This window comes from Pseudoalteromonas sp. APC 3355, assembly GCF_030407615.1.
GTDB classification, from domain to species: Bacteria; Pseudomonadota; Gammaproteobacteria; order Enterobacterales; family Alteromonadaceae; genus Pseudoalteromonas; species Pseudoalteromonas distincta.
Genome location: NZ_JASDDB010000001.1, coordinates 602,626 through 618,241, shown reverse-complemented (window position 1 = coordinate 618,241; position 15,616 = coordinate 602,626). Strand labels below are relative to the sequence as shown.

13 protein-coding genes are annotated in these 15,616 nt (G+C 34.3%); all 13 read left to right on the top strand.

What is annotated here, in order from left to right:
- The first annotated feature begins 27 nt into the window (after positions 1–27).
- The 13 genes from wecB (at position 28) to QMA08_RS02625 (ending at position 15,563) form a co-directional block, all read left to right on the top strand.
- Positions 28–1,164, top strand: a complete 1,137-nt coding sequence (wecB, locus tag QMA08_RS02685; RefSeq protein WP_290173603.1) for a UDP-N-acetylglucosamine 2-epimerase (non-hydrolyzing) — start codon at positions 28–30, stop codon at positions 1,162–1,164.
- Between the two features lie 22 nt (positions 1,165–1,186).
- The gene (wecC, locus tag QMA08_RS02680) at positions 1,187–2,437 is read left to right on the top strand and encodes a UDP-N-acetyl-D-mannosamine dehydrogenase (protein WP_290173602.1); all 1,251 of its coding nucleotides are present in this window, start codon (positions 1,187–1,189) and stop codon (positions 2,435–2,437) included.
- 5 nt (positions 2,438–2,442) lie between these two features.
- Complete coding sequence (locus QMA08_RS02675) at positions 2,443–2,988, top strand: serine acetyltransferase (RefSeq protein WP_290173600.1); 546 nt, start codon at positions 2,443–2,445, stop codon at positions 2,986–2,988.
- Positions 2,981–4,132: a VpsD family glycosyltransferase gene (locus tag QMA08_RS02670; RefSeq protein WP_290173599.1), complete on the top strand. Its 1,152-nt coding sequence runs from the start codon at positions 2,981–2,983 to the stop codon at positions 4,130–4,132. Before QMA08_RS02675 ends, QMA08_RS02670 begins: the two co-directional genes overlap by 8 nt.
- Entirely contained in the window at positions 4,129–5,547 is a 1,419-nt protein-coding gene (locus tag QMA08_RS02665; RefSeq protein ID WP_290173597.1) for a lipopolysaccharide biosynthesis protein, read from the top strand. The genes QMA08_RS02670 and QMA08_RS02665 overlap by 4 nt, the downstream gene beginning before the upstream one ends.
- Positions 5,540–6,751, top strand: coding sequence for a VpsF family polysaccharide biosynthesis protein (locus QMA08_RS02660; protein WP_290173595.1), 1,212 nt, complete (start codon positions 5,540–5,542; stop codon positions 6,749–6,751). Before QMA08_RS02665 ends, QMA08_RS02660 begins: the two co-directional genes overlap by 8 nt.
- Positions 6,738–7,169 (top strand): DapH/DapD/GlmU-related protein, encoded by a 432-nt coding sequence (locus tag QMA08_RS02655; protein WP_290173593.1) that lies wholly within the window; start codon positions 6,738–6,740, stop codon positions 7,167–7,169. Before QMA08_RS02660 ends, QMA08_RS02655 begins: the two co-directional genes overlap by 14 nt.
- Complete coding sequence (locus tag QMA08_RS02650) at positions 7,169–8,506, top strand: phenylacetate--CoA ligase family protein (RefSeq protein ID WP_290173592.1); 1,338 nt, start codon at positions 7,169–7,171, stop codon at positions 8,504–8,506. Before QMA08_RS02655 ends, QMA08_RS02650 begins: the two co-directional genes overlap by 1 nt.
- 4 nt (positions 8,507–8,510) lie before the next feature.
- Positions 8,511–9,629, top strand: coding sequence for a sugar-transfer associated ATP-grasp domain-containing protein (locus QMA08_RS02645; protein ID WP_169043501.1), 1,119 nt, complete (start codon positions 8,511–8,513; stop codon positions 9,627–9,629).
- A 12-nt stretch (positions 9,630–9,641) separates the two neighbouring features.
- Positions 9,642–10,703, top strand: coding sequence for a glycosyltransferase family 4 protein (locus QMA08_RS02640; RefSeq protein WP_290173589.1), 1,062 nt, complete (start codon positions 9,642–9,644; stop codon positions 10,701–10,703).
- Complete coding sequence (locus QMA08_RS02635; RefSeq protein ID WP_290173587.1) at positions 10,700–11,878, top strand: aspartate-semialdehyde dehydrogenase; 1,179 nt, start codon at positions 10,700–10,702, stop codon at positions 11,876–11,878. The genes QMA08_RS02640 and QMA08_RS02635 overlap by 4 nt, the downstream gene beginning before the upstream one ends.
- Before the next feature lie 39 nt (positions 11,879–11,917).
- The gene (locus QMA08_RS02630; protein WP_101162733.1) at positions 11,918–12,646 is read left to right on the top strand and encodes a WecB/TagA/CpsF family glycosyltransferase; all 729 of its coding nucleotides are present in this window, start codon (positions 11,918–11,920) and stop codon (positions 12,644–12,646) included.
- Positions 12,647–13,346: 700 nt separating this feature from the next.
- Complete coding sequence (locus QMA08_RS02625; protein ID WP_290173585.1) at positions 13,347–15,563, top strand: choice-of-anchor A family protein; 2,217 nt, start codon at positions 13,347–13,349, stop codon at positions 15,561–15,563.
- Positions 15,564–15,616: the final 53 nt, after the last annotated feature.

Genomic DNA, 15,616 nt, shown 5'->3' with positions numbered 1-15,616 from the left:
ATTGAATCATTCAAATTAAGGAAAGTAATGGCTATTAAGATATTGAGCATATTTGGTACGCGTCCTGAGGCTATTAAAATGGCACCATTAGTCAAAGCATTGAATTTAACTGATGGTTTCGAGGCTAAAGTATGCGTTACCGCGCAGCATAGAGAAATGCTAGACCAAGTTTTAGACTTGTTCGAAATTGTACCAGAATACGACTTAAACATAATGAAGCCAGGCCAAAGCTTATACGATGTAACTACAAACATCCTTTTAGGTTTAAAACCTATTTTAGAAGAGTTTAAGCCAGACCTAATACTTGTTCATGGCGATACAAGTACAACACTTTCAGCAAGCCTTGCTGCATTTTATCAACAAATTCCGGTAGGGCATGTAGAAGCAGGCTTACGCACAGGTAATTTAGGGTCTCCTTGGCCAGAAGAAGGAAATCGCAAATTAACAGGTGCAATTACAAAACTTCACTTTGCACCAACCGATACTTCACAGCAAAACTTACTTAACGAAGGCGTTAATTTAAGCGACATAGTTATAACGGGTAACACCGTAATAGATGCACTATTACAAGTTGTTGATAAAGTAAAAACAGATGAAGTATTAATAAGTACACTAAAAGCAAAGTTTCCAGAATTAGACGAAAGTAAAAAGTTAATTTTAGTAACAGGCCACAGACGAGAAAGTTTTGGTGGTGGTTTTGAACGTATTTGCGAAGCACTAGCAGAAATAGCACTTGCACATCCAGAGGCGCAAGTACTTTACCCTATGCATTTAAACCCAAATGTACGTGAGCCTGTAAATCGTATTTTAAAAGACGTTAAAAACGTACAGCTTATAGAACCTCAAGACTACTTGCCATTTGTATACCTGATGAGTAAAGCCCACATAATAGTAACCGATTCAGGCGGCGTACAAGAAGAAGCACCAAGCTTAGGTAAACCTGTTTTAGTAATGCGCGATACAACAGAACGTCCAGAAGCAGTTGCTGCAGGTACAGTTAAATTAGTAGGCACCGATAAAAATCGAATTATAGATGAAGTTAAAAACCTACTAACAAATCAAGCTGATTACCAAACAATGAGCCGAGCACATAATCCATATGGTGATGGGAAAGCGTGTGAGCGTATTATTTCAAAAATTAAACAACACTTTAACGTGCAATAAAAAGTTTTTAAAGGATTTTGTAATGACAATTAAAACAGTATCAGTAGTAGGTTTAGGCTACATAGGACTACCAACAGCAGCTGTAATAGCCTCAAGAGGGATCAACGTTATTGGTTTAGATGTAAATCAAAAAGCGGTTGATACAATTAACGCTGGTGAAATACATATTGTAGAGCCTGATTTAGATATTATTGTACGCGGTGTTGTTTCTACAGGTAACTTACGAGCAACAACGGTTCCAGAAAAAGCGGATGTATTTATGGTTGCAGTACCAACACCATTTATCCATAGCGAAAGCGGTGATCATAAAGCAGATTTAAGCTACATAGAATCTGCAGCTAAAACTATTGCCCCAGTACTCGAAAAAGGCAATTTAGTCATTTTAGAATCAACCTCGCCAGTAGGTGCAACAGAGCAACTAGCACAATGGCTAAGTGAAGCTCGCCCTGATTTATCGTTCCCACAAGATAAAGGCGATGCTGCCGACATTAACGTCGCACATTGCCCTGAACGCGTATTACCAGGTTATGTACTACAAGAGCTGGTATCTAACGACCGTGTTATCGGTGGTATGAGTAAAACGTGTAGTGAAAAAGCAGTAAAATTATATGAAACATTTGTGCGTGGTGAGTGCATCGTAACAAACGCACGTACAGCTGAAATGGCAAAACTAACAGAAAACTCATTTCGTGATGTAAACATAGCATTTGCTAATGAACTATCGGTAATTTGCGACAAGCTTAAAATTAACGTGTGGGAATTAGTTAAATTAGCTAATCGCCACCCTCGCGTAAATATACTTAACCCAGGCCCGGGTGTTGGAGGACACTGTATTGCTGTTGACCCGTGGTTTATTGTTGCTAGCTGCCCAGACGAAGCAAAAATAATTAAACAAGCGCGTTTAACAAATGATGCAAAACCGCATTACGTAATAAGTAAAATAGCTAAAGCCGCTGACGAGTTTAAACGCCCAGTTATAGCGTGTTTAGGGCTTGCATTTAAAGCCGATATTGACGACTTGCGTGAAAGCCCTGCATTACAAATAGTACAAGAGCTAGCCACACAAAACGTAGGTAAAATTTTAGCAGTAGAACCTAATATACAAGAATTACCTGAAAAGCTTTCATTAAAAGGTGTAGAGCTTACAACATTAGAAACAGCATTAGAGCAAGCTAATATTATAGTAGTGCTAGTAGATCACAAACAATTTAAAGCAGCAGATAAAACAGAATTTGCCTCAAAAGTTGTTATAGACACGCGCGGGATAATGTAAGTTAAATGATGACTCCATTTGAGCTAATTAAAAGTGACTTAAGCCGTCAAACTGGCCGTTATTCAAATAATTTATTAATAAAAGATTTGTTAAACAATAATCGATCTTTTAAATATACATTTTGGTTAAGGCTTACTAGCTCCAGTAATTCGATATTAAAACTTTTTGCTCGATATATGCATACTCATCTTTCAATTAAATATCAAATTCAAATACCTAAAGAAGCAAAAATTGGCGCCGGACTTTATTTAGGGCATGCAACTGGAATCGTTATTAGCCCATCAGTAGAAATTGGAATTAACTGCAATATCAGTCAATTTGTAAATATAGGCAGCAATCACGGCAAAGCTGCCTCTATTGGTAATAATGTATACATAGGGCCTATGGTATGTATTGTAGAAAATATTGTTATAGGCAATAACGTTACTATTGGTGCTGGTGCAGTAGTGGTTAAGGATATACCTGAAAATGCAACTGCAGTAGGCAACCCATCACATGTGGTGCATCAACATGATCCCGGTCGTTATATTATGAATAAGTATTATGGATAAAAAACATATAGCACTAATTATGCCCCTCTCAACTTATGAGTGGGGTACAGAAAACTGTGGTGGGGTAGACAGTGTTTGCCAAATGTTTGCCGAATATTTGGTTAATCATTCTGACACTAGCTTTAAGTTTACTATCATTGGGCTCGATCCGCAGAGTAAAACATCCTACACAGGTGAAGTTATTAACTTAGCCGATAATGTGGATTTTATTTGGTTGCCAGCATCTAGTAAACAAACGGGTTTAAAAATTCCAGGTATTCTTTGGCAAAATTGGCATATTCGTAAATTATTAAAGTTACTTAAACCAGATTTAGTTCATACGCATTTTTGGAGTTCATTAATTGGAAGCGGCTTTACAGGTAAAACAGTAGTTACAGTTCATAGTTATAAAAAAATAGCCCGTAGAGATGTTGGCTTAGTGAATAATTTTTTATATGAAAGGGTTATTCCGCTAATTTTAAAAACACGGAGTGACTTTGTAGTTGTCGTAGGTCAGCAGTTAGAGCAAGCACTATTTGAGGATAACTTCAAATCGAAAGTAATTCATAATCCAATTGATCAAAAATATTTTGAAGCTGACTATATAAAACGTGAACGAAAAGAAATAAAGCTTGTGACCTGTGCATTATTAACACCAAGAAAGAGGCTCGAAGATTCTATCGTTTTGTTTAATAAACTAGTCAAAAGTGGTCTTGGGTCTTCTCTAATTATTATCGGGCCAGCCGCCGATAGACTATACACTGAGCAACTTAAAAAGCAGGTGACTTCTTTGGGCTTAGAAGGAAAAGTGAGCTTTTTAGGTAAGCTAAACAAAACCCAAATTGTTGAGCAATACCTTAATTCTGATTTAGGTGTTTTTACTTCTAGCGAAGAGACTTTTGGCTTAGCTCCTTTAGAGATGTTAGCTGTTGGTCTACCTCTAGTTGCCACTGAGGTTGGCATACTTGAAGATGAGAAAACTTTCTTTGAAAAAATGGGGGTTTTATATTACTCAGACTCGTTGAGCCCCGACAAAATTAATAATCTTGTTTTAAAGCATAACGTAGACTACTCGAAACGCGCTCTCGAAACTAAATTTAATATTACATGCATTTTTGAGCAATACAGTGATTTATATGTAAAAGTTATAGATGAAGTTAAATGATGCTTAAACAACTATTAAAATATGCACCTGTTCAAATATTTGCAGCAATAAGTGTTTTCGCTTTAATTAGTATTCATACGAAGCTATTAACAACTACTGAATATGGTATGTTGTCACTAATGCTGCTTACCGTTGAAATAGTAAGAGCTGTTGCTGCTCAGTGGGTCAACTCGAGCATGCTACGTCTATTACCAAGTAAAACTAAAGAGCAACACTCACGTTTTGCTGCTATAGCGTGTTCTATAATTTTGTGTTGTACCATACCTGCATTTTTTTTGGTGGTTTTAGGGCTGTATTTAACCGATTTATTAAGTTTAAATATTTTAGTTACTACATTTATACTTTTTGTAACTAAAGCGTTGTACTTATTTTATTTAGAGTTAGCACGAGTTATGGAACGCTTGAATCCGTATCGCCTCGCTGTTTTAGTTCAATCTGTATTGGCGATAATATTTACCTGGTTTTTTCTAATAATTAAAGCAGATTTATTACTGGCTCTATTTGCTTTAGCCTTAAGTAATTTTATAGCAGGTATAATTGTATTTAAAAGCTTAAAGATAAGTATAAAAGAACTTTTTTCAGTTGATGCCAATATTATTTATACATATGGAATACCATTAATGGTAAGTGGCCTCGTAGCGTCCATATCAAGTCGTTTAGATCGTTACTTTATCGCTGATTCATTGAGTTTGGCTCAAACGGGCATTTATGCGGCTATTTCGAACATTCTTTTGGGGATAGGCGCATTAATTTTCATGGTTGTTGCTTTGCCGAGCTACCCTGAACTCACAAAAAAAATTAATAACAAGACTGAATTATATAAAGCCCATAGCGAGTATTTAACACTTCTAATGTTTATTACGTTACCAGGGCTATTAGGCTTTTGTATATTAGCTCAACCGATTACTCAATTACTGCTCAGCGAAGAATATTTGTCGCAAGGAACGACTATAATTTACATATTATGTGCAGCAGTTTTCATCTTGAATGTAAAAGCGCATTATATAGATCATGGTCTTCAATTTTCATTAAGTACTAAGTATATACCGAGAATAAGTTTAATATCATTACTATTAAATTTAGTGTTATTAACGATATTAATACCAAACTATGGGTTAACCGGTGCAGCATTCTCTTTTTTAATAACCAGTTTAATATCTTTTTTTCTAAGTTTATTTGTATCACTTAAAAAAGGTTATAAATTCATCATTCCTAGACAAGTATATAAAATAATTTTCTCATCTGCTTGTATGGGCTATTTACTCGATTTTTTTTATACAAAGCAATTCTTATATATAGAAATTCCAACTTTATATTTAGCCATAAATGTATTATTCGGAATATTAATATTCTTAGTAGTAATGGTTTTATTAAACTATAAAAAATGCCGACACTGGATTCGCAATCATGAATAGCCAAACCATGTATAGAGCAATGCTTTTCGTTTTTATATCTTCTTTTATTTTAGGCGGGTATCTGCTGGAAGATTTAGGTGTTAAATATGTTTCTGATGGCGGTAGCCCTTTAGTAAAAATCCATATATATAGTTATGTTTTATTGTTTTTTACTGTATTGCTTACGCTTAAAAAAGGCATCAGTAAACCGTTAGGTAATTTAAAAGAACTAAAGAGCGCTTGGCTAATAAGTTCGCTGAGTGTTTCTATTGTTGTATTATATGGATTATATCGATTTGGTACTTCAGGTATGGCCTATTTAATAGATACAATAGTGTCTGCATTGTTGGCTATATATATTTTAAGCCAATTAACAAACGAACATAAAGACAAGCTATTAAAGCTAGTAGCTTATTTGTTATTTATTAATGCCGTAATTGCTATCTTAGAATTTATATTAGGCAAAACTTTGGTTGATGTTAGTTTTTCAAGCTTTTCACATTTTCGTTCAACTGCTCTATTAACACATCCATTAAATAATGCATTAATTACTGCCTCTTTGGCTTTATTATTATTAAATAAAACGAAGATCCCTGTCTTTATTTATTTTACAGTTATGTTAATCGCGCTATTTGCTTTTGGTGGAAGAGGAGCCGCAGGAATGTTTTTGGCCGGTTTCGTAATAATGACGCTACCAAATTCGATGCGTTTTTTTACAGCTGGCATCAAAATGTCAAAACTTAAATTTGCATTAGCGCAAGCATTTTTTTTACTCACATTGATAGTAATAATCTTAATTTTAACACTTACACCAGTGGGTGAGCGGATTATAAGTAAACTGTATATAGATGGCAGCGCACAAGCGCGTTTTGATGTTTTTATTATTTTAGAACAATTAAGTATTAGTGAATGGCTGCTAGGTGCTTCAGCTTCAATTATGAATAATATAGAGTTTTATATTGGTATTAATGTAATAGAAAACTATGTAATAGGGTGGGTAGTCAGCTTTGGTTTATTTGGCACTATTTTACTTCTTCTTTCTAGTTTTTTAATATCAATAAAAATGGTTTGGAAAAATGATATTTATATGCAAGTTTCTTTACTCGTGTTATTTGCAGTATCGTTAACAAATAATGCACTGACCACTAAAACCCCTGTCATTATGTTATTTTTTTCGTGTTTATATTTAGTTTATTCAAGGAAATATAAAAATGATGTTATATAAAATAGGTTCTTGGTTTTATAAAAACAAAACCCCACTTTTACCAAAGTTATTTAATGCTTTAATTCGTATTTTCCACAATAGTGCTGTTTTTTCAGAGTGCGAAATTGGCAGTAACACTATATTCGCTTATGGTGGAATAGGGGTAGTGATACATAAAAGATCCATTATCGGCAAAAATTGTGTCATAGGATCTAATGTTACTATTGGCGGGAAATCTAAATCGAAAAATGTTCCCATTATTGGTGATAACTGTTTTATAGCTACAGGTGCTAAAATTTTGGGAGAAGTAAAAGTTGGCAATAATTGTGTTGTTGGAGCTAATAGCGTTGTAGTTATTGGCGTCCCAGACAATAGTGTAGTAGCTGGTATACCGGGTAAAGTAATTAAATCGAACGTTAATCCAAAGGACTACTTTTAATGTTTACGAATAAAATATATCAATCAAGCCCTATTTTAGTTCAAAATGTTTTATTAAGTATTAGAGCTCTCATAAGGCAGAAACTACGTGAGAATAAAGAGTGCGCAAAGCTTACTAGTGAACTGATGACTCACGATTTTGATATTAACGCATTAAGTAGTTACCAAACTAAAATGCAAAAAAAAATAATTAATGAAGCGACCCAAAATACTGAGTTTTATAAAACGAATGCAAAAGAAATAAACGATTTTTCTTTTATAGATAAAAAAACTATTAATGAAAATAAAGACCAGTTTTTATCTTCAAAAAGAAACGGACCAATAATTAAAGGTGCAACTAGTGGGACTACAGGCTCTCCGTTGACAATCTTACAGAATATGGAGTCTGTAGTTATTGAGCAAGCATTCGTCAACAGGATGATGGCTTGGGCTGGCTTTAAGGATGGTGATAAAAGAGCATGGATAAGAGGGGATATGATTGTTCCTTTAAATCAAAAAAAAGCGCCATTTTGGCGTTACTCTTATTTTGAAAACATGATTATGCTTTCTTCATTTCATATGAGTCAGCAGCATTTATCTAGTTATATTAAAGCAATGGCTGATTTTGATGCGCAAATAATTCAAGCATACCCATCTTCAATAGTTACACTCGCAAAATACTTAGATACTAATGATTTATATTATCCGGGTGTATTGAAGTCGATAGTTACCTCATCGGAGTCTTTGGCAAAAGAAGATAAAATATTAGTCGAAAAAAGATTTAAATGTACAGTATTTGATTGGTATGGCCTTTTTGAACGTGTTGCGGCTATTGGCAGTTGTGAGCACGGTTCTTATCATATTTTAACGGATTACTCGCACGTTGAATTAATTCCGGCAGGTGAAAGCGAAGAAGGTAAGGAAAGAGCAGAAATAATAGGCACTAATTACAATAATTCACTTTACCCATTAATACGCTATAAAACGGGTGATCATGTAATTTTATCGGATAAAACTTCATGTGCTTGTGGAAGAGTATTCCCTATTGTTGAGAGTATAGAAGGTCGGGTTGGAGATTACTTAGTCGCTGAAGATGGTCAAAAGGTACATATACTAAATCATATACCTAAAGGGGTTGATGGTTTATTAGGTACTCAATTCATTCAAAAAGAGTTAATGAAAATAGAAGTTTTAGTCACTTGTAATTCAGATTTTATCGACTCTGAACGCTTAAAACTAATTACTAATATTAAAGAGCGGTTAGGCCATAAAATGGAAGTCACTATAACTGTAGTTAATGATTTTATTAGAACTAAAAATGGCAAAATGAGACAAGCTATTTGTGAATTGCAAAGGTAGCAATATGAAAATGTTACAGTTATTAAAACATACAGTTATGGAAAAAATTCGGTGCCTTTATTTAATTAAATTTAATTATAGGTACAAAGCAAATATGCAGCGTTTTAAGCAATCTACGGATAAAAAAGATATTGCTGTAATTAAGTCTGAAATTAAAGCATTGAAAAAGTATTGGGGGTGTTTTCCTTTGCAATATTTCAATCATGATTTTTACTCAGCTAACTGTACGTTGACCATCGATGAGATGAAGCAATTTATACCTAGTTATTATTTTTATAAGATTATATTTCCGCAGTATGATAACTCTAAAGCATTACTTAATATTGTAGAAGATAAAATAGTAATGGATGTGTTGTTTGATGGAATGAACTTCCCAACGGCAAATGTCATAGCTAAGAAAAAGACTCGCTATATTTTTAATTCAAAAGGTATTGCACTAAATAACGATAGTTTTGCAGAATTATTAAGCTCCTCCCATAGTGCTAAATTATTTATTAAACCTGCAAATGGGCGGGGAGGTAGTGGAATTTTAATTGCTAAAAAGCAAGACGATGTTTATAAAATTAAAGGCTCAGATTTAGAGTTAAACTTTGATTATGTTAGTAAGTTGAAAGGTGATTTTGTTATAGAAGAAGCTATTTCACAGCATTTGGATATCGAAGCCGTCTACGCTCACAGTGTAAACACTCTTAGGGTTATTACAAAAAGAAATACTCAAGGGCAAGTAGAGATAATAGCTACAACGCTAAGAATGGGGTCGAAGGGTAGTGAAATAGACAATACATCTGCAGGAGGCCTTGTTATAGGTATTGATTTACTAACCGGTCACGCTTTTAGAGATTATGCAACACATGAATATGGCTCATCCCGTTTTTATGAGCACCCAGACTCCGGTTTTAAATTTAAAGATTTAATAATTCCTAATTGGTTAAATATTCAAAATGAAATATTAGAACTTGCGAATAAAAATATAATTTTGAATTTAACCGGCTGGGATATTGCTATAACAAATAATGGAATTGTAGTGATTGAAATCAATACATTATTTGGTATTGACGGATTACAGTCCGCATTAGGGGGCTTGAAAAATAAGTTTATGGAAAATTATACAGTAAAACTGTAAGGGATTATAAAATTGAAAAGTAAAATTTTAGTCATTAGTGTTTCTAATAAAGCTAAGGGTGGTGTTGCCTCAGTAGTTACCACATTTATGAATAATGATTTTTTAAATAAAGAGCATGATATAGAGTATTTTCACTCCCACAACCCAAGTGGGTGGGGTAATAAGTACTTTTCGTTATTAATTTCGGCAATATATTTTCCTTTCTTACTATTATTTAAACGATTTAATGTTGCGCATATACATGGTTCGTTAAAAGGAAGTTTTCAGCGTAAAAGTTATTTTTTATTTTGGTTGAGACTTTTTTCCATACCAACGATTTATCAATGCCATGCAGCGCAAGTGGATAATTTTTTTTATAATTTAAATAGTAAACAAAAAAGCAGAGTAATTAATACGTTTAAAAAGTATGAATTATGCTTGTGTTTAGGATCTAGTTGGGTAAAAGAATTTGAGCGATTAACGGATAGAAATTGGAATGTTTTATTCAACCCAGTTCCTGAAATTAAATTAAATAAAGTACAACACGATACTTGCAACTTTACTTTTATGGGAGAGTTATCACAGCGTAAGGGCATTAAAGATTTGTTAAATGCTTTTGCATTGTCACCTTGCGATAATGCTCGTTTACTAATTGCAGGTAATGGCAACATTCAAGAAATCCACGATTTATGTAGCACATTAAAAATTGCAGACAAAGTTGAAGTTTTGGGCTGGATCGATAAAGAACAAAAACTGGAGCTACTATCTCGCACTGATGTCGTTGTACTACCAAGTTATGCTGAAGGCCTACCTATGAGTATTCTTGAAGCTATGTCTGTAGGTTTGCCTGTTATAACAACACCCGTAGGTGCAGTAGAAGATGCAATTACACACAATGTTCATGGCTTGTTAGTACAACCAGGTAACATAGAACAAATTTCTGATGCATTAAATGAGCTCACACATAACATAGACAAGCGAATTCAATTTGGAAAGGCTGCCAAGGGTAAGTTTTTAGAGTGTTTTAAAGATGATGTAGTAGCTAAAAGCTTATCAAATTACTACCAGAAATTAATTATAAGGGCGGAGAAATGAGTTGTCAGGTTGGTTTAATAACAAAAAAAATGTTTCTTATCGCTAAAAGTGATGATTATGCAGGACAAGACCCTTTTGATGGACTCAATAGTAAGCTATTTGAATTATTCCCTCGTTTAAAAAGGGGTCTTGTTGGGCTTGCTTGGATTCAGTTACATAAACGTTCAGCAATAAACTTAAGACCATTATGCGGGGTACCAAAAAAGCGTAATCCTAAAGGAATTGGTTTATTTATTTTAGGTTTACTGGAAGACTATAAAGCAAAGAATGAGCAAATATATTTAGATGAAGCCAAAGAACTTGCTGACTGGTTGCTTACCCAACAAAGCGATAAAACTACTTGGTTACATAGTTGTTGGGGATATCATTTTGACTGGAATGCCCGCGCTTTTTTTGTGCCAAAGGGTAAGCCCAACGTTATTACCACTATTTATGTGGCACAAGCTTTATACGCATTAAGTGAAGTGACCGGCGAAAATAAATATAGAGAACCAGCGCTTGATAGTGCTCATTTTATAGTTAAAACTTTATACAAAGAAAGTGATGATAAACAGTTTTTTGGCTACATACCAGGTGAAAATACATTTGTACATAACGCAAGTCTATGGGGCGCTGCATGGGTAGCAAAAGTGGCTACACTTACAAGAAATGAAAATTATAAGCAGCTTGCTTTAAATGCTGCGCGTCAGTCAGTAAAAGGTCAGGGAACTGATGGCTCTTGGGTTTATGGCGCTCGCCATCATCATCAATTTATAGACGGTTTTCACACAGGCTACAATTTAGAAGCATTACGCTTATTAAGTGATGCTCTAAATACAGATGAATTTGAAGAGCCTATTAAGCTAGGATTACAATATTATAAAGAGCACCTATTCGAAAAAGACGGTACTGCTAAATATTATAATAACAACCGTTATCCATTAGACATGCATAGTGTGTCGCAAGCTATTTTTACGTTATTAAAAGTAGGTAAAACAGCCGATGACTTTGCTATGGCTGAAAAAATAATAAACCGATCTATTGAAACACTGTACCTATCAAAAGAGCAGCGTTTTATTTATCAAAAAAATAAGCTTTTTACTAATAAAATAAACTACATACGTTGGACCCAAGCGTGGGTTTATTATTCATTTGCTTACTTTCATAGTCAAAAACATAGCCAAAAAATTAGTTAACAAAGTAGAAGCTGAACCACTTTTAAAACGGATATAAAAATGAAACGAATTGAATTTCTAAAAGCACCAATGGATATAGCAACAATGGAAGAAACAGTTTCTTTTATTGAAAGTAGAATAGAGAAAAAGCAATTTTTACAGCACGTGGTAGTTAATGTGGCAAAAATTGTGAACATGCAAAAAGATCCTGTTTTAGCTGATTCAGTAAGAGCGTGCGATTTAATAAATATAGATGGGATGGGCGTCGTGTTTGGGGCCCGCTTTTTAGGTCATGATGTACCAGAACGTGTTGCTGGTGTTGATTTATTCCATGAGCTATTAACAATGAGTGCAAGACGAGATTTCCCTGTGTTTTTACTCGGTGCTACCGAAGATGTAGTTACTAAAACCGTTGATAAAGTGACAGCGCAAAATCCTAATTTAATAATCGCTGGGTATAACGATGGCTATTTTTGGGATGATGAGGAAGCTGTTGTTAATAAAATACGTGAATCAGGTGCAAAGTTATTATTTGTAGCAATTACCTCACCCAAAAAAGAAAACTTTATCAATAAGTGGCAAGACAAATTAGGTGTTGATTTTGTTATGGGCGTAGGAGGTACATTTGATGTAGTAGCTGGAAAAGTTAATCGTGCACCACGGTGGATGCAAAACGCAGGCTTAGAATGGTTTTATAGAGTTATGCAAGAACCTGGCAGAATGTGGAAGCGTTACTTAATTACAAACTCTAAATTTGCATATTTACTACTTAAAGATAAATCAAAATAATAAGTATATGAATGATTAAATCCTTAGAGTACTTCAGAGCTATAGTTGTGTTTTTATAGTTGCAGGCAACATTTAATATTGAAATTATCAAAGCAAATAATTCTTTGCACTAATTATTCAGAGTATTATTTTACTTCAATACTAAAGTGCTATTAATAATGATTGCCTAAAGACATATTAGTATACGCACAAGGATGGTGTTTTATTTTGGATGATTTCAAGTTTTAATTTTAAGTATGATAATTTTTGTAATACTACTTTGTTTGTTAATTGTGGTTATGGTAAAACTTTAAAAGTGTCGTCGCCCTATGATTGGCTTAGTTATGTAAGCTAGGTTTTATAACAATGAATTTATTTTTGCTATTTAAATTTTCTCTTGATACCTCGTACAGTAAATTGCTTCAGTATAAGAGGTTAACTAGAAAGCCCTTGCTCAACTTTATAAACTTAAATTAAACATTTTCTAGTTATTTGGTATTAAAGTTTTGCCCTGATTTCTTTGTTTATCATTGCTTTTAGCTTTTTTTGTTGTTTTACATTGTTATTTTAGTAATAAAGTAATCCTTTTGTAGTGTTTTTTGTTTTTTTTGATCTTGTTTGTATATATAATGTCCTGAATTAATAATAGGAATAGTAACCTTAATAAAGGTTACTTTAAATTTGATGCATGATAATGGACTTTTTATTTTCGAGGGAAGAAATGATTAAAACATTAACAAAATTTAAAAAATTAAGCGCAATGATTGCACTTACTTTAGCTAGCTCGCAAACATTAGCAGCAGACTTAGGTGTTGCAAATAACTTTTCTGCATTTGTATTTGACGAGTTTAAGTCTCACGTAGGCCGTGCTGATGGCGCTATTGCTGCTGGCGATATTAATTTAAAAGGTGTTTACAGTGTTGGCTATAACCGCTCATCGAGCCCTAATGAATATTACTTAATCAGCGAAACAGGCATTGAATTTGAGCGCGGTCGCCAGTTTGTTGGTAGCATGCTTGCCGGTGGTGGTATTGACACCCATTGGAGTGTGCGTTGGAGCATGGAGCAAGGTTCAAGCATTAAAAGCCACCAAGATGAATCTGCATTCCCGTTTAGCTTTGATGAGCAAGAAGAATACTATAAAAGTTTAAGCTCAGAACTCAATCAGCTTGACGAAACAGGTACAACTAAATGGACGTGGGGTGGGCTTTACCTAAAAGGTGATAGTACATCTGAAACTCAAGTATTTAATGTAGATGCTGAGCGATTTGCTAAAGCTCATACTTTTAAAGTTCGTGGTATACCTAAAGGAGCTACTGTTATTTTTAATATAACAGGCGATCAAAATGTAAATGTAAGAAGTAAAAGCTTTGCTAGGTTAAGAAAGCATACTTCTAAAACTGTATTTAATTTTGTTGATGCTCAAAATCTTAATATTAAAGGTAGCCGCTGGGAAGGGGTGATTTTAGCTCCTTATGCTGATATTAAAGCCTCTTTTGGTATCGCAAAAATGCCTGTAATTGGCCAGAGTTTTCGTGGTTCGATGGCATTATTAGGTGGTGAGTTTAAAGGGAACCTACCATCTGTTGCTGAACCAATTGCTCCATTTGCAATGGAACCAAAATGGCAATGGAATTCTAGTGACTTTATGCCGCAATACAATCAAGTAATGAGCACTCCAGTTATTGTTCAGCTAAATGATGATAACAATGACGGTGTTATCAATAATAGTGATGTGGCTGATATAGTCGTTGTTACCTTTAAAAATGGAGATTACTCACACGGAGTTGTAAGAGCGCTGAGCGGTATTAATGGCACTGAGTTATGGGATTACTCTCAAGGTGCGATTATGGCTGATGCGGCATTCTCGGTGGGGGCGGCTGACTTCGACAATGATGATATAGTTGAAATTATAGCTACGAGTAGGTTTGAAGATTTTGTATCTGTGATTGATAACAATGGAGTAGCAAAAAAACAAATAGGCAAGATCAATTCTGGCTGGAGAACCACCAGTGATATAGCTATAGCAGACATAAATAACGATGGTTCTTTAGAGTTTACGCTTGGAGATGCTGTTTATAATTATGATACTGGCTCGTTATTCAATTTTAATAGGTCACCAACATCTACTATTTTTGATTCAAACAATGATGGTATTCAGGAAGTATTTACCAAAGGTGAGTTACTAGATGAAAATGGCGCTGTTCTTTGGTCATATAAGGGCGAAAATGACGTATGGTTCTCATCTGTCGCCGATCTCGATGATGATAAAAAGCCTGAGATTATATTGTCAATTCCTTCTGGTACTTTATCACAAGAAAAAAGTCGAATAGTAGTACTTGAACATAATGGTAACGTTAAGTGGGAAGTTAATACTGAGGCTAACTCAGGTGGTGGTGCACAAGCCATATCAAACTTTTTAGGTTCAACTCGTATGGGCATTGTAAACGCGGGTTACACAGCTGTTACTATGTACGATAAAGATGGGCAGTTAGTGTGGTCTGTGGCTAACGATGACGAGTGGAGTGGTAAAATAGGTGTAAGCGCTTATGACTTTAATGGCGATGGTATTGATGAAGTAATAGTTCAAGATCATCTTACTGTTAGAGTGCTTAATGGTGTTAATGGTGAAGTTTTATCAACCGTTGATAATTCAACGGCATCACTTTGGGAATATCCAATAGTAGTAGATTTAGAAGGCGATAATAACGCTGAGTTAGTTGTTGTTTCTAATAACTATGATTCTCGCTGGTCAATTAAAAACGGTGTAACTGTATATGGTGCTGCTGATAGTAGTAAACCATGGAAAAATGCGACTAGAATATGGAATCAGCATTCTTACCATCAAACTAATATATCTCAAGATGGTCAAATTCCTAAAGTCGAAAAACCTAGTTGGTTAAATAATAATACATATCGCTCAAGTACAATTAAGTAAATATTTACTTTTTATTTAAAAAGCCAATTAAGTTTTTAATTGGCTTTTTTATT